At 41.0% G+C, this 16,570-nt stretch carries 12 protein-coding genes; 4 read left to right on the top strand and 8 right to left on the bottom strand.

The genetic code is table 11. From position 1 onward, the window contains the following. The first annotated feature begins 26 nt into the window (after nucleotides 1-26). From LNTAR_RS13035 to LNTAR_RS13020, 4 genes are all read left to right on the top strand, one after another. The gene (locus LNTAR_RS13035) at nucleotides 27-1,310 is read left to right on the top strand and encodes a DUF1552 domain-containing protein (protein ID WP_007279175.1); all 1,284 of its coding nucleotides are present in this window, start codon (nucleotides 27-29) and stop codon (nucleotides 1,308-1,310) included. Between the two features lie 37 nt (nucleotides 1,311-1,347). Next, nucleotides 1,348-4,053: a DUF1592 domain-containing protein gene (locus LNTAR_RS13030; protein WP_238527763.1), complete on the top strand. Its 2,706-nt coding sequence runs from the start codon at nucleotides 1,348-1,350 to the stop codon at nucleotides 4,051-4,053. Between the two features lie 15 nt (nucleotides 4,054-4,068). Then, on the top strand, nucleotides 4,069-4,872 hold the full coding sequence (locus LNTAR_RS13025; protein WP_007279173.1) for an EF-hand domain-containing protein: 804 nt from the start codon (nucleotides 4,069-4,071) through the stop codon (nucleotides 4,870-4,872). Between the two features lie 134 nt (nucleotides 4,873-5,006). Further along, entirely contained in the window at nucleotides 5,007-5,843 is an 837-nt protein-coding gene (locus LNTAR_RS13020) for an SEL1-like repeat protein (protein WP_007279172.1), read from the top strand. 132 nt (nucleotides 5,844-5,975) lie between these two features. Here the strand turns inward: LNTAR_RS13020 and LNTAR_RS13015 are convergent, their stop codons facing one another. From LNTAR_RS13015 to LNTAR_RS12975, 8 genes are all read right to left on the bottom strand, one after another. Then, on the bottom strand, nucleotides 5,976-7,235 hold the full coding sequence (locus tag LNTAR_RS13015) for an IS110 family transposase (RefSeq protein ID WP_083799925.1): 1,260 nt from the start codon (nucleotides 7,233-7,235) through the stop codon (nucleotides 5,976-5,978). 332 nt (nucleotides 7,236-7,567) lie between these two features. After that, entirely contained in the window at nucleotides 7,568-8,896 is a 1,329-nt protein-coding gene (gene ltrA / locus LNTAR_RS13005; RefSeq protein WP_007277796.1) for a group II intron reverse transcriptase/maturase, read from the bottom strand. Nucleotides 8,897-9,730: 834 nt separating this feature from the next. Next, nucleotides 9,731-11,212 (bottom strand): ISNCY-like element ISLar7 family transposase, encoded by a 1,482-nt coding sequence (locus LNTAR_RS13000; protein ID WP_007279171.1) that lies wholly within the window; start codon nucleotides 11,210-11,212, stop codon nucleotides 9,731-9,733. A 644-nt stretch (nucleotides 11,213-11,856) separates the two neighbouring features. Further along, entirely contained in the window at nucleotides 11,857-13,746 is a 1,890-nt protein-coding gene (locus LNTAR_RS25765; protein WP_007279170.1) for a serine/threonine-protein kinase, read from the bottom strand. A 52-nt stretch (nucleotides 13,747-13,798) separates the two neighbouring features. Next, nucleotides 13,799-14,374, bottom strand: a complete 576-nt coding sequence (locus tag LNTAR_RS12990; RefSeq protein WP_007279169.1) for an RNA polymerase sigma factor — start codon at nucleotides 14,372-14,374, stop codon at nucleotides 13,799-13,801. A 223-nt stretch (nucleotides 14,375-14,597) separates the two neighbouring features. Further along, complete coding sequence (locus tag LNTAR_RS12985; protein WP_007279168.1) at nucleotides 14,598-14,858, bottom strand: hypothetical protein; 261 nt, start codon at nucleotides 14,856-14,858, stop codon at nucleotides 14,598-14,600. Next, on the bottom strand, nucleotides 14,839-15,297 hold the full coding sequence (locus LNTAR_RS12980; RefSeq protein WP_007279167.1) for a P-loop NTPase family protein: 459 nt from the start codon (nucleotides 15,295-15,297) through the stop codon (nucleotides 14,839-14,841). Before LNTAR_RS12980 ends, LNTAR_RS12985 begins: the two co-directional genes overlap by 20 nt. 406 nt (nucleotides 15,298-15,703) lie before the next feature. Further along, on the bottom strand, nucleotides 15,704-16,417 hold the full coding sequence (locus LNTAR_RS12975) for a c-type cytochrome (RefSeq protein WP_007279166.1): 714 nt from the start codon (nucleotides 16,415-16,417) through the stop codon (nucleotides 15,704-15,706). Nucleotides 16,418-16,570 lie beyond the last annotated feature (153 nt).

Genomic DNA, 16,570 nt, shown 5'->3' with positions numbered 1-16,570 from the left:
TTATAGAAGATTAAACTGGAACAAACATGAATATGAACAGACGAAACTTTTTACGAGGCTCAGGGGCTTTTGTGGCCTTGCCTTTGCTGGAATCAGCGGGATTTAAGGCTTTTGCTGCCGGCTCCAACAAAAAGACATTACCACCCAAAAGACTGGCTTTCATGGGCATGGGTTATGGTGTGACTGCGGAAACCTGGTTCCCAGATATCAAAGACTCCGGAGCAGCTTACAAACTTAGCGAAGGCCTGAGCCCTTTAAAACGACACAAAAAAGACTTTACCATCGTACAAGGCTGTAAACACAAATTTAGTCGCCAACCTCATTGGGGTAGTACATTTTGGCTCACTGGAGCCAATCAATACGGCACCCCGGGACAATCTTTTTCCAATACAATTTCCGCCGATCAAGTCATGGCAAATGCCGTGGGTAAACACACTCGTTTTACATCTATTCAACTGGATAGCCGCGATACAAAAAGCGGTGGTCATGGCCCGGGGACTTCTTTAGCCTGGGATCAACGAGGCAAGCCCATACCTGCCTTTAATTCGGCTCTTATGACTTATCACAAACTCTTTTCTGCTGATAATATGCCATTAGCTCAACGCCAAAGCATGATCGCAGATAGACGCAGTGTATTGGATTCCATTCACATTGAAGCCAAGCGCATTCAAAAGGGTTTGACCAAGACAGATGTGGATAAATTAAACGAATATTACCAGTCCATACGCGATATAGAAACAAGTTTAAGTAAAGAAGAAGCCTGGCTGGACGTACCCAAAGCAAAAGCACCTTTTGCGGCCCCTGCAGACAGTGTGAAAGGTATTCAGGAAATTGAACTCATGTACAAGCTCATGGTTGCTGCACTGCAAACCGACAGTACCCGGGTGATTACTTACCGTCTACCGGTTCACAGTTTAATGCAAAGCCTGCAGATAGGTGCGAACCCTCACAACATGAGTCATTATAAACCCGGCGAAACAATGGAGGGTTCAAAGAAAAGAGATAAGGCTCACAGTGAATTGCTAGCTGGCTTCATCGATCAATTAAAAGCGACTAAAGAAGCGGATGGCTCGCGCTTATTTGATAATGTTGCTTTGGCTTTTGGATCAAATATTCGTTCCATTCACTACATGGACAATTGTCCTACACTTATTTCCGGGGGTGCCGCCAATATAAAATTAGGGCATAACCTGGTTTTACCTAAGGATACGCCACTGAATAATGTCTGGCTAACCATGCTGCAGGGCGTTGGCCTTAATCTAAAAAACCATGGTGATAGTACGGGCATTATTAAGGAGCTTCAGGCATGAAAAAGCTTTTAAGTTCACTACAGAACGGGAAATATGTATGAGCCGCTCAACAAGATCCTCCACGAAAAGACAACAAAAGAAGAGTCATTCCGGGAAATCCCCCGTCTATATCTTCCTTATTCTAATGCTTGCTGCTGCCGGTCTTGGCTGGTATTTTTTAGGTGAACATACTGTTAGAAATGAGAATAATACCGTGGCGAATTTGGGTACTTCCCATGAAACTCCCCAAGGTAAACCTTCCCACTTAGATGAGTCTTCGCTTCGCGAAGTGGGGTCTCTTGATAAAGAAAGCATCAAGAGTTCTCTTGGGACAAGCTCCGAAAAGGCAGTTCTCCCCGAAAAGAACTTCGACTTTTTAGCCAATTATTGTCTTAATTGTCACGATGCGGAAAAAGAAGAGGGCGAAGTTAATCTCGAAGACCTGGATTTTCATATAACAACTATCGAACAGGCCGAGCTCTGGCAGAGCGTGCTCAATGCAATAAATTCCGGGGAAATGCCCCCTGAAGATAAAAAGCAGCCCAAGAGTCAGGAAAAGGCTGATTTTCTTGAAAGCCTTTCCAATACCATGGTAGATGCCAGAAAAGTTCTTTCGGATAGTGGCGGAAAAATCACCATGAGCCGCCTGAATAAAAGAGAGTACCAGAATAGTCTTGATGCTTTATTAGGCGTGAAGCTGGATGAAAAATTCCTTCCAGCGGATGGTGGCTCCAATGATTTCGACACCGTCGGAGCCTCATTATTTCTGTCCAGTAGCAAATTGGAAGAGTATTTAAAAAGCGGTCGCAAAGCCCTGGATGAGTTCTATCTCAAGAGAGCTGCACGAAATGTTAAGCCCTTTGTTTATCGTGTAGAGCCTGAAATATTAATCAAAAAGGCTCGTGAGAATAGCCAGAAAGCTAAGAAGGATGCTAAAAAGCCCCAACATTATGGAGGGGGAAAATACGGTCAACATTACGCTAGACTTCCTCATAACGACAAAGGCGCTTATTTGATGCTCACCACCGGTAATGTGCTCATTCATTTAAACCCCAAAAAAGAGATGCCTCCTGGAACTTATACCTTACGTGTGGCTGGAGGGGTCACGGCAGAGTCACCGTCTTATCGTCATTTTATCGAGCTGGGACATCCTGAGGAAGGGAAAAATATAAAGAGTCAATTAGATGGCTTTCCTATAAAGTCTCTGCACATCACGGGAAGACCAGGGCAGCCGAATGTTACTGAAACTCAAATAAGAGTGGGGATGGATACAAGACGTGATTTTGTCATTCGTGAACGTCAGCCCACAGCTTGGGGGCACTTAAGGAAGATTTTGAACAAAGAGCAGAATAGAAATGGTTATGGCCATGAACCCTCCATTTGGATCGATTGGATAGAGATTGAAGGACCCATCGTGCAAAATCAGGCTAAATCACCCTTGGATCAAATTCTTGACCTTCATCATGAAAAAAGTACTGGAGATCAATTTAAGCGGGCTCGAAATATTATTAAAGATTTTGCTATTAAAGCTCTGCGTGAAAACCAACCCAGCGCACAGTTTGTCGATGCACTTCTAGAAATTTTTAAGCGACAGCTCAAAATTGACAAAGACTTCGATGTCGCTATACGAAAGCCCTTGAGTATAATTTTGGCTTCACCTGGTTTTATTTATCTGAATGAACCTGGTCGGGAAGGCAATCCGCGAGGCTTAAGTGATCGCGAGTTGGCCGTGCGCTTGTCTTATTTTCTTTGGAGCTCACCTCCAGATGATAGACTTATTAGCCTTGCCAATAAGCGAGAATTACGAAACCCAAAAGTTTTACGCCAGGAAGTTGAACGCATGATCAAAGACCCCAAAGCACATCATTTTGCCGCAGGTCTCGTGCATCAATGGTTGGACATGGAACGTCTGGATTTATTTCAGTTTAATGGGCAGACCTTCCGCGAATTTGACGAAAACACCAGGGAGGCTTCGCGTGAAGAAGTGTATCAATCATTTCTTTATCTATTGCGCTCCTCAGAGCAGGGCCAAGTCCATAACTTATTAAAAAGTGATTATGTTGTCGTCAACGCTATGATGGCGTCTTATTATGGACTGGAAGGTGTGAAGGGGGATCACTACCGCAAAGTTTCGCTAGCAAATAACTCTCCACGAGGCGGCCTTTTAGGCATGGCGGCTATTCACGTCATGGGCAGTGACGGTAGAGAGAGCAATCCGGTTGAGCGCGGCGCCTGGGTTTTGCGCCACATACTCAATGACCCGCCACCTCCAGCTCCTGCCAATGTACCTCAAATTTCACGCCTGGATGATAAAGTATTAACAAAACGCCAGCGTTTAGTCGCTCACCAAGAAGAACCGCAATGCGCCAGTTGCCATCGTAAAATCGATCCTATTGGCTTTGGCATGGAGAACTTTGATGCCTCAGGTAAATGGCGCGGTTCATACACTACCGCAACGATGGATAAAGCAACTCGGAAAAAAAACAAGGGCTTTAAACCCAAGAAAGTTGATGCTTCCGGAGCTTTATATAAAGGACCGGCCTTTGCCGATTTCTTTGAATTGAGAGATAGGATCAGCGAGAGAAAAGAGGATTTTTCTCAGGGTTTCATCGAGGCACTCATCGAGTATGGCCTGCGCCGACCTTATGCTTTTACTGATGATGAATTGACTTCACAAATCATGGCATCAGCAAAAAGACAGGATTATCAATTGGTCGATTTCATCCACGGCATCGTGCAATCAAAACAATTTCAATCTAAATAGGCCTAGAACTTAAAGATGACCACATTCAAAAAACGCTTTATCAAAATAATGATAGTAAGTTTACTCTGCTTGAACTCATTTCAGCTCTATGCTAAATCGGTTAAAGGCCCGAAGAGTTCTTTGATTATTGGTGTCGTACAAAAAGTTGATGGCAACAAAATTGAGGTGCTCTCACGGGATAATTATCTTCGAAAGTTGACGATAGATGAGAATAGTAAAATCAAATTCCTTAGTTTTGAAAACACCGAAAAAGTGATAAAAGCTAATTATGGTATAACGGTTTCAGTCAAGGACGAAGTTATTCAATCAGCTAGCCTTACTTTGCCCGCTACCAGTAAAATAGTCGAGCCGACCCACGAAATGTTAAAGATGACTCCGGCTGAGCTTTTTAAAGTAACTGACCTAGATGGCAATGGTCAGGTATCTTATGCGGAGATCGCACAGGTGCTAGAGCAAAGCCCAAAACATGGCCCCAAAAAATTTAACAAGAGCGATAGAGATAAATCAGGTACTTTGAACCAGAAAGAGTTTGCAGCAGTTTTAACCAGGATGGAATGGTGGAACTTATCAAGAAAAACGCCGGAAGAAATGTTCAAACCTGCAGACAAGGATGGCAACGGCCTGCTTAGCAAAGCAGAATTCGCCCTGTTTTTAGGTAAGAATGCACACCTGAATACTTTCTTTAAAAGAGCTGACAAAGATCAATCCGGAAGTGTTGACCTCAAAGAGGCTGGTATATACATCGATCAAGAAATCTTTCCAAGTAAAAAAGCGAAAAATATAAGAAAGGCCAAGATACAAAAGGCATCGGGCCAATAAATTCGCAACGGGCTTACAAAGTGTAAACCTCGGGTGAACATAGAAAAAATCAAAAGAGAATTAAAAACTATCCAGATATAGCAATTCTATACCTATGTATTCAAAGAATCTAATAGCAAAATAAGGCGAATCGAATGAATAGATTTAAAAAATTAGTAATAACTACAATGCTTTCACTAAGCTTCACCTCGATTAATGCAATGGTAATCACGTCCAATAAAGTATCTGTATCTAAAACAAGTAACAGTACAAGCAAAATAGTCGAGCCTACTCCCGAAATATTGAAGATGACTCCGACTGAACTTTTTGCCCTTGTTGATCTAGATGGAAATGGTCAGATTTCTTATGCGGAAGTCGCACAAGTGCTTGAGCGTAATCCAACAATTTATTCCCAAATACCAAAAAAATTGGATTTGAATCCAATTGCTGGCGCCCAGACGGTGGCCTCTACACTTGATGAAGACTTAAAAAAAGAAGAACGCGAAAAAATCCAAAAGAAGCGTTTAAAAAAACTCGAGGCACTCGCTCAAGCTGGTTATAAGTCAGCTATTCTTGAATTAGGTAATAACTATTTTCATGGTCGTTTAGGTCTTGATAAAAATACGACTCTGGCTGCTCAATGGTGGCAGCGAGGCGCTGATAAAAATCATCGTCAATGTATGTTCAATTTGGCCCAGCTCTATATGAGAGGTCATGGTGTCGAAAAAAGTGAAGACGATGCATTAAAATATTATATGAAAGCTGCAGACTTTGGCTTAGCTCAAGCTAACATTAATGCGGCTTTGCTATTAGATAGAAGAAAAGAATATAAAAAAGCTATTCCTTATTTCCAAGAAGCCTCAAAACTCATGTTCTTATCTGCTGACAAAGATAAATCTGGAAGTCTAGACCTCAACGAGGCTAGTATTTACATCAATCAAAAGAATTTTCCAAATAAAAAAGCGAAAGATATACAAAAGGCAAAAGAATAATTTCCTTTTGAACAAGGCATTCCCATACGGACTTCGCAAATCCGCACGCTAAAGCGTTGACTACGTAAGGATAATTTCATTTTCAGGCTATACCTGGGCTTTTCTGAGTGCACTTACAACTAGAATACGAGATTAATTAACGAATTTCTGAAACCATGCAGGTTGTCTTTTCTCCAATACTTCCAGATAGGTCTTTTCATTATATGGAGTTCTCGTTTTCCAGCAGCGATACATGATACGAATCCATTTGTATGCCAAAGCTCTAAGTATAGTGAAATGAGGTATGTTAAGAGCTTTCTTATGATAATAAAATTCATGTGCCCATATTGACGATCTTATGGAATTATTTGCGAACTCCACAAAACTAAGTTGAGTGAACCTATCACATAAAAAACGTCTTCGGACAATATTCATTTTTCCACTCTGAATTGTCACAGGAGCTATTTCACTGATTTTAAGAACCTCATTTACAGACTTAAATTTATCTCGATCGTCCCCAAAGAAAGCCATAAGACGTGGGCCGATACTAGGGCCTGCTCCTGGGAAAGATTGAAACATTTCATAGTCTTCATTACTGCGATATGCTTGCTCAATTTTTTCGTCATAAGCTTTAATGACCTTATTTAAACTCCTGATTCTGTGGCAGAATTGTTGTATCTCAAATATGTAGTAATCCAACTCATCTTCATCATTAACAACAATTACGGAGGAGCGTAATATTTGAACTCTCTCTTTTGTTTTACTATGATTGGTACTGCGTTTGTTAAAGAATTTGGTAATGCCGATTTGATGAGCATTAATGACATCCTGCGGGCTTGGATATTTATCTAAAAAGTCTAGAAACATATCTGCATATAAATGATTGCCCACGACTTTGAGGGCGTTTGGGTAATAAATCTTCAATAACGCAGTTAATTGATTAGTTAAACGAGTTCTATCATCTACTAAATCACGCCTTTTTATATTAAGTCGCTTCAGTTTCCCCTTTGAAAAAGATGAGTCTACTTTTTGAACTTTATCAGGATGTTTTAAATACAGTTCAAGTAATGATTTAGTATCTGCTCGGTCACTTTTAGCACCACTCAAATGAAATGTTTTAGCAAACTTTGAAGCAGTCGTAGGATGAACCACATAGATATCAAACTCTGTGAATGATATTAATAAATTCATCAGTGCAGATTGACAGCTCTCGATGACAATGGCAATGGAACCATTAACAGTTTCAAGTATGAGTGTATCAAAGAAGTTTTTGAGAGTAAGTAAATCGCTACTGATAACTTTACATTCTTCTTCACAATCCTTAAGAATTCGTAGGTCATGTTTTTGATCAGCCCAGTCGATCGCAATAATAACTTGATATTCAGATGGATTTTTAGTTCTTGTATTATACATTTTTACTCCTAGGGAATATATAGATTTAAAAAACAGCATGCGAAATTCCTATAGCATTCGTGCCTGAAGCTTTCTGAGTATTCGTCCCGCTGGTAAACATTCCCGGTCGAAATGCCCAGAAAGTCTTTAAAAGACAGGAGCGCCGATTCGTATCGAGAATGATTAAATTTATATGTTCCTTTTTTAATTCTAAAATTTCTCCCCCAGACCCCCTCATTATTTTTATCTATTTAATTACTTGGACTACTATAGATAAGGGTAGGGAAAGCTCCTTGCGGAGCCTCCCCTCCTTCCGAACCGTACGTGCGGATCTCCCGCATACGGCTCTCCGGTCAATGCTTACTCCGAAGAGACTGAGATTCCAATAGCCAAGCCTCTTCCAGTGAAAAGAACCCTAGCTCTGCAAAGTATTTCTTGGTATATTTCCTGTTATCTATAAAGCGATGTGAACCTTTCTTACGATTGTACTTAGCGATAATACTTCGTAACCTTCGACGAAAGAAAGCATCAACTTCGAGCATAGCCCAACGATTTGAGTGTTTGAAGTACTCATACCAACCTTTGAGACTAGGCCTGAGACCTTTAATGATTTCTTCTACCGATTGCCAGTTACAACGCCTCGTATGCTTTCGCACAGTGTCTTTCATTTTAGCCATACTCTGTTTTCTTGGCCACCTATTTATCCTGCCCGTTCTTTTCGAGCGCTCAAAGTGATAACCTAGAAATTCAAAGTACTCATCCTGCTGATTCATGTCGGCAATTCGGGTTTTATCGGGATGGAGGTTCAGACCATGAGCCTTCATCCAACGCTTGATTTTGCGCAAGCCCCTCTTAGCCGATTTCGCATTATTACACACCACCAGAAAGTCATCCGCATACCTTACGATTTCAAAGCCAGCCGCTGTCATCCTGTGGTCGAATTCATTGAGGTAAATATTGGCAAGTAGTGGGCTAATTACGCCTCCTTGCGGAGTCCCTTTCTCGGGATCCCACTCCTTGATCCCATCAAATATTCCTGCTTTGAGGAAAGCTTCTATAAGATCTAGGGTCTTGCCATCGCTTATTTTCTCTTTGACTCGTTCCATGAGTTTGTCGTGCGGTATCATATCAAAGTAACTTTGAATATCCGCATCAATGACGTAGAGCTGTCCCTGCGTAAGTAGATGATGAACACGCCGAAGCGCATCTTTACATCCACGTTGCGGACGAAAACCAAAACTTTGTGTAGAAAAATCCACATCATATATCGGTTCAATAACATTCTTGAGCGCAGTCTGAACAACTCTATCGCGCACGGTCGGTATTCCCAAAGCACGCGTTTTACCATCTGCTTTTGGGATCTCTACCCTGCGAACGCATTGTGGTAGGTAAGTCCCTGCCTGCAGTTGCTTCATCAATTGCTTTGTATTGTGCTCTAGCTCTGATTCGTAACGATCCAAGCTCACCATATCCACCCCGTGACTCCCGCCGTTTGCACGAACAGATTCCCAAGCTTCTATAAGGTTTACTTCTCGCGCTACTTTATCTATTAAGCTATACCATTTCTTACCTTCAACTCTTGTTTCAAGAGTTCCCAGCATCTGATCTGTCCAGACTGAAGTCGAGGCCCACGCACGAATTTCTTCGGTGCGCCCTAAGTGCTCCCATGTATGTTTAGTCATCTCTGACAATTGTTTCACTCCTTCATTCTTTTCTTCTCAGTTTCATCTTCCTACTCTCCTTCGCTCTAACAGCTTTCACCGCCTTCTTCGCTACTATGAGAGCTCTGACTCCTGCATGCCTTATTGCACTGCACATGCAGATCTCCCTAATTAACGTCACACAACCTTCACCGCATTCCGTCTCCAACCACTCTATAGACTTCCTCTACTGCTTTTCTACTCGCTGATATTCAGCATAAAGGATCTTCAGAATTACTCCTTATTATTATTTTCATTCCGTTCCAAGCTTCGCCACGCGATCGCAGGCTCGCTAGTACTATAAAGCCGAATCGAGTTCGTCATCCTACGGACTGCTGCTTCGCCTTGCCTTGCTCTCCACCCCGCCTCACGACAACGCAGTTAGGTTCGACTACAACATAATCAGCCTTTGTTGATGAGGACTTTCACCTCACTGATTGTGTGCGCTCTCAGGCGCACGAGCGCCGATTGTTAATCGGCACCCTATTGCGGACTTCGCAAAGCTGTTTTATCGAGGTGAATTTAACCACGGATCAACACGGATTAACACAGATGTTTTTTTGAGAGTATCATGATCTGTGGATTAATATTTTTTTATGTAGTTAGTGCGTGACCGAAAACCCAGTGTTTATGAGTTTGTTGATGATTTTAAGTTAATATAAAAATTCAAAATATGGTTATACGTGTCGTGCAGTCATAGTATTATCATTTTTTTAAGGCCTAGGCGTCAGAACAAAGGCTTTTTTTCTATTTATTCACTAAGTCAAGGCAGGAGAAAGTACGCCGTGAATGGCGTTTTTATTATTATGAAGAGCTTTAAGCGCTTTTTCTTTTTCTACGTAGGACTTTGATTTCTCTGGCCATGATGATAGCACCAAGATGATGGATATTACTGGCACTTATCGCCATAGCGGCATAACGTTCGAAATTAGGAGTACCCTTATCAGGGCATCGGTCAAAACCATGACTTTCAAGAGCGTTAATAGCTGATTCAACTGCGGGGTGTTGTTTGCGAGCGACGACAAAGGCCTCCTTACGTTCACGCTCTTGAGCAGCTTTATTTCGGCGACCTTTTACAGGGAGGTGAGCTCTTACCTCTAATGCTTCAATGCGGGAGTGATTATTTTGACCATCCTTATCTACCTTTGAATAAAAACCCTTATCAAAACTCATCGATGTCAGCCCAGGGTACAGCTCCTTACTTTTACGAACCATTTCAACCGCCACGTCTTTATCCTGCTCGCCCTTCATGATCCTATGGTCGAGAATAAAGCCAAACTGATCTTCAACTACACATACCTTCACGCCAAGTTCCTGACGAATCCCAGCTTTTCCTTTGCATATCCATTCTGTGTGAGGTTCAAAAATCGAATACACCTTTTCATCGGGTGAAATAGTCTCTCCATTAAGAACTCTACGACTTATTTGCTTAATGAATAAGTCCGTGTAATCCATGTTTAACTGAAGCTTGGGACACTCTTCATCTAAAGAATTCTGGAGAGTTCTTGCTTTGAGTAAATGAGCTCGAGCCACACTAAGGTAATCCTTAATTATCTCCTCTATTTCTAAGCGACGTTTTTCCTTTCGCTCTTCTTTCTTCGAGTTAGAGTGACGCATCTTGCTCAGTTTATTATAAAGGCTATGGAATTTCTTTTGCTGGCTTTTTACTTCACGCCAGCCAGTGATTTTCAAAGATGAAGCCAATTTGCCTCCGATGCTCAATACTTTGCGTACAGAATCTTTTAATAGATTCAAATCAGTGGGGAAATGAACATTCGTTTCAAAAACAAAAGAATCGCAACGACTATGTAATTCTCGTTCTTCTGGGAAAAGTAATTCATGGCTGAAAGCAACTACGAGCTTACTAATTTTATTGGCAATTTCTTTTGTAAAAAGGCTAACGTTATCGTGTATTGTTTGGCGTCCTGTAACTATGTCGACATCACAAAAAAGATCAACTCCACAGATCTCCCGAATTTTGTGATGATAATCATAGCAACTTTTGAGCTTGTCATAATCCCAATTACAGCTCAAACGCAAAGTGCCTAAAACAAAAATAACCCAGAGATCCATTCCTTTACGTCCATCATTCCAGGATGTTCCTTTAGGAACTAATTCAGACAAAACATCTTGGATTTCTTTGAGTAAAACTTTGTTTCGATAAATTTCTTGTAAACCACGAAGAGTTTTGGTTATTTCATCACGGCAGTATGTGTCGAGTCTCACTTGTTCAATTGGCGTGACTCCGAGAAGTGGGTTTTCTCCTAATTCTGCTTGTGTACTTGTAAAATTACGCATGCTATATGACACCTTGGATTCTTTTATTTTATCTGTATCCTATTGGATAAATAGTAGTTTATGATGAAGTACTATACATTTAAACAAAAGTTTTATAGGGTACTTTAATACTGTTTTCTAGAAAAACTCACAACTTATTTTCCTTATAAATTATTATACTTAAAAGACTTAGGTTCATTTCGGTCAGGCACTAGTTAATACCGCATTGAAATGGGGCGCTCCCAGGTATTGCCCCTAGTCCTGCGTTTTGAGCCGATTAAAAATCGGCGCTCCCAGCTATTATCACAAGCCCATTAGTTTTTACATGATTCAAAAACCTTGAGCGAAGCGATACCTTAAGCACGAAGTGCGCCACCTTGAGCGAAGCGATACCTAAGCGAAGCGCCACCTTGAGCGAAGCGATACCTTAAGCACGAAGTGCGCCACCTTGAGCGAAGCGATACCTTAAGCACGAAGTGCGCCACCTTGAGCGAAGCGATACCTAAGCGAAGCGATACCTTAAGCACGAAGTGCGCCACCTTGAGCGAAGCGATACCTTAAGCACGAAGTGCGCCACCTTGAGCGAAGCGATACCTTAAGCACGAAGTGCGCCACCTTGAGCGAAGCGATACCTTAAGCAACTTGTTGCCGCAGGTGCATTAAACTTATTTACGAAGCAGTTTGGTATTAACAAAGGCGTATTTGTGTATTGCCTGCTCTTCATCCAGCAGTAAAGTCTCCACTCGTTGAAAAGCATCCATATCGGGGTGTTTAGGGAAAGCTTTAACTAAAGCCATTTCTTTCACGTCACAGCCGCGGATATTTAATTCTGTAAAGGTAAATTGAGAAATGTAGCGGATATCTTGCAATTGCGGATGACCTGATAAATCAAACTTAAAACCTTTGTATTGACCCTCAAGTTTACCTTTAATTGGCGTTTTATTTTGCTTACTGAGCAGCCAGTTTATATCCGCTTCGATCTCCTGAATTTCATTGCCTACAGTTCTTTCTGTATTGAGAATGGCCCAGGTAAAGATTTGGGATTTAAAGATCAAGTACCTATCAGCAGGAAAAAAATTTTGCACGATGGGGTAAAGTTCCTGAACGCTCAAGACCTTGACTGATTGCAAGTCTTCTAGCTCAGAGTAAAAAATTATCATCTCGGCATCTTTGCGTTTATGTCTTATTAAATCATGCCCCTTCAGCACAACCTTATGAGATTCAGAATACTTTTGTTGAACACAAAGTGCCTTGGCTAAATAATAATATTGCTTAACATCACCTTTATCGAGTACTAGCGCGGCCTCATAGGCCTCTGTGGCCTGAGATGGCATAAAGCGATAATATGCATTGCGGCCTTTAAAGAGATAACTTAAACTGGCTTCTTTAGATAATTTTTCTGATTGTCGCAGTGCTTCAGAAGTGAGGTTTTTTTCATTCCGCAGGCTCTCGATAAATATGAGAGAACCAATAAAAATCACCGAAGTCAGCATCATCGTCAGAAGACAAATAGCTCTATTGCGTTTATATATTAGTGCTAATTGTTTGCCAAAGGAAGCTTCTTCCGCCTCGGTCAGGTAACCATTTCTATAGGTCTCTATTTCACTGATGATTTTTTCTACCGATTGATAACGCTCTTGCGGAGACAAGCGCAAGGCCTTCATGCAAATGGCTTCCAAACTTTCCGGTATGACGAGGTCCGGTCTTTTTTTACTTGGCTTTATAAAATGACCCGTAAGAGTTTCGCTAATTATTTCCTTAACGCCCTCACCGTCGATAGCGTTTTCAAGGCTCAGTAATTCATAAAGTATAGAGCCGAGGGCGAAAATATCGCTGCGTTCATCTTTTACCTCATACCCTCCTCTAGCCTGCTCGGGCGCCATGTACCCCGGGGTTCCTTTGATCTCCCCACTAAGAGTATAATAACGCTTGCTGTAGTAATCTAGGCTTTCAGTCAGGGATATATCCATATCCTCATTATGACCAATGATCGCCGCTAAGCCCCAGTCACAAACCACAACGTCACTAAAGGTACTCACTGTGATATTTTCAGGCTTGAGATCTAAATGAGCTATCCCGCGGGAGTGTGCATAAGCAATTGCATCGCAAACCTTGAGGAAAATATCTATTCGCTTGGGAAGTGGATAGTCTTTGAGAGTTTTGGGGTCGTTCTTGATGAGCTTATCAAGAATATCCCTTAAACTAAGCCCTTTTATCAATTTCATGGTGAAATAAGGCTGCCCCTGATCATCTAGGCCAATATCATAGAGTGGAACAATATTTGGGTGCTGTAACATGGCAGTGATTCGCGCTTCGCGAAGAAAACTTTCAACTGTTTGTTCATCCTGAGAGTTCTTAAGCACGGCCTTGGCAATTACTCGACCGGAGACTTTATCCTCGGCTCGAATAATTTTCTTCATCGCCCCGGTCCCGGCAAGATCAGAATCTTGGTAGCGTTCCTCTACGCTCCATAGTGCATTGAGAAGGCTGTTTTCACGACCATCTTCATCAGCCAATTCATAGAGGTTTTCCCAGCTATGTTTCTCGTCATCCATAATTATTGAGCCAGCTTATTTCATTAAGACACTATAAAGCTTAGTTTTAATTTTAACCTAACTCGCGTTGAAGTCTTTGGATCTCTTTAAACATTTTGGGCGAAATTCTCTTTTTGTTAACCGAGATCGTATTTTTGGGGATGGCGAGCCTTTCAGATATACTATCCATTGACTCTCCATCCATAAGAGCCGAAAAACTCAGGCGAGCTATTTCACTCAAATTATCTTTAATATTATCCCAAGCCATTTTAGAGATAAAGACCTTCCATTCCTTATCGGAGATTTCTTCAATTTCCGGTGAAAGCGAAGTAGGAATTATAATTTCCTCATCCAATTCGGCGCGACGATTAAATTTGCGAATATGATTGTTGACTGAATATTGAGCTATACGACTCAACCAATAACGGAAGCGTCCCTTGTCAGGCTCGTAGTTAAATCCCGGAAGTTTTTTCCAGCAAATGATCAAGGTATTTTGCACAAAATCTTCTATTTCATCAGTTTTAACACCAAAAGTTTTTATGACGTGATAGATATAAGGACGATAAATCTCTACAAACTCATTCCATGAATCTTCGCTATGTGTATCCTTAATTTTTTGCAGTAGCGTCTGTCTGGTATAATGATTCATAAATCCTCTTAGATCCAATCTTGATTAAGTTTCCTAAATTTAGTAAGTTAAAGACAACTTACTTATCACGTGAGCTTATTAACAATATTGTCATTATTATAGAAAATCTGACAAAAAACTGAATTTTTATCAAAAAAATAAAAGACAAAGCTAGTCAGCTAAGTTACCGGCAAGCAAAAAACCTAAGTCTATCGAAGGGCTTCTCGCGTATTAAGAAAATAATTTATTTTTCTCCGTAGAGTCCCTCTATTACTTGAATAGCGTAGGCATCTGCAGCTTCTAAAGTATATGGTTTATAACTATAACTAGCCTCAGCTCGCCAAACTCCATTACGTTTTTGCCATTCCAGCATTTTCACGCGCATATTAATTTTTTCTATACTAGGAACATTTATACTTGAAGCATTGCGTTTATAAAGATGATTTTCATTATAGTAGTTCCCGGAACAAAGAAGCAAATCATATTCACCGGAGAAAAAAGTCATCTAAGATGATTTCAAAGTCCTCTTCCCTCATTTCTTTATATTTATCGGGGCAGCAACTTTCATCAAGATGTTCCGTCACTAGCTTACTATTGATTACTGTGAGCCAGCTTCTTGGCCATTCATTGAAGGACTTATGGACAATCGCTATGCGAATACCCGGAAAAAAATTTTTAATTTTTCGAGCTTGCTCATGAAGGTCTGGGATGAATTGATGAAGAAACACTACTTGACCATTAGCATTCAATTCCCTCGCTAAAATTCGACGAAGTATATCGTCATATTTTCTTGATAGGTTTTGGTTTCCTAAATCTTCTTTCTTAGAGTCTTCATCCATCCAGGCTAAGACTTTAGGCCCTTTTATCTTGTAGACGGCTATCTCTTTATCCTCATAATCTGCCCCAATAAAACAGCCCACTAAACAGGCGGTTAAAAGGGTCATTAGAAAATGTATAATCTTCAAAGGTCAGCTCCTTTTGGCGGATGGATTATTATAAGATTCGCTACTCATTTAATATAGGCTAGCTAAGTCTCTATCTACTATTGTCATAGAATTTATATATCTGACGAAAGTCGGTCAAATGTAAAACAGACATTCAAATTTTTGCGAACTCAGCAGTTTTTAGGAGATCAAATTTATCATCGGCATTAAATTGCGGAATTAATATTTTGTGTACTTCAGGTAATCCCCGAAAGCCTGACCAAAAAACTGCAGGCCGAAGGCCGATCTGCAGTGAGCGTAGCGAACGATCTGTAAGCGAAGCGATCTGATTACTTTATTCTATCGCAGACTGAAGCGTGGACTAGCCACATGGATTTTAGTCAAATCTGTATAATATGCTCTCGCCCTATTTTTTCTTGGAGATGGAAGTAATCCATGAAATGATGTCGTGCATTGACTGCTCATCATGAATAGTTTTTGCGTAGAAGGCCATGGTATGCCCCATGGCGTCATCGGCATGAGCCCCGCGCACGCCACTTTTGAAATTCTTCAATTGCTTGAGCATGTACCAACCATGCTGATGATTCAACCTTGGCACCTTATTGACCGGGTCACCTTCGGCATTATCTCCATGGCAATAAGAGCAGCCATTTGTTCTGTAGAGGCGTTCGCCGCGAATTGTATTAGCATACAAACGCGGGGATTTTTCTTCTGCTTTCACTGTCTTGAGATACTTATTGATCTTTTCCAAATCTTCTTTACTTAGCTTTTTTGCGACTTCCGCCATAATTAGGCCATGAGGATTTTTGGGATCCTTCCCTCGCCACCCCATCTTATAGGATTCAATTTGCTGATTAATGTACGCGGAATTCTGACCTGAAATCCGGGGACTAAATAGCTCCTGATTACCTTCACCATTCACGCCATGACAAGTAGCACACTGAGCAAAGGGGTGATCTGCCGGAAGAAGTTGAGCTTTATCTTCAAGCTTGTCGGCTTCCGCTACTTTTTTCTCTTTAAGTACTGGAGTCTGTTCTGTGGATTTCTCCCCTGCTTTACAGCTTAATAAAAGCGAGAGCGAAATGAGAATGAAGCCAGTTGGAATGATCGATAATATCATGAGAACTCCTTTGTTCATTATTTGCCAATATACTCATTAATTGTCGTAAAATCCATAAACATGACTAAAATAAATAAGTTTAATTAAAAAAGGTTGAATTTTAAATTCTTTTGAAGAGATTTCTTAAGCTAGGTAAAATTTTTCTCAACTAAA

Source organism: Lentisphaera araneosa HTCC2155 (assembly GCF_000170755.1).
Lineage (GTDB): Bacteria > Verrucomicrobiota > Lentisphaeria > Lentisphaerales > Lentisphaeraceae > Lentisphaera > Lentisphaera araneosa.
The sequence above is the reverse complement of the archived record's forward strand: the minus strand, read 5'-3'. Positions and strand labels throughout refer to the sequence as shown.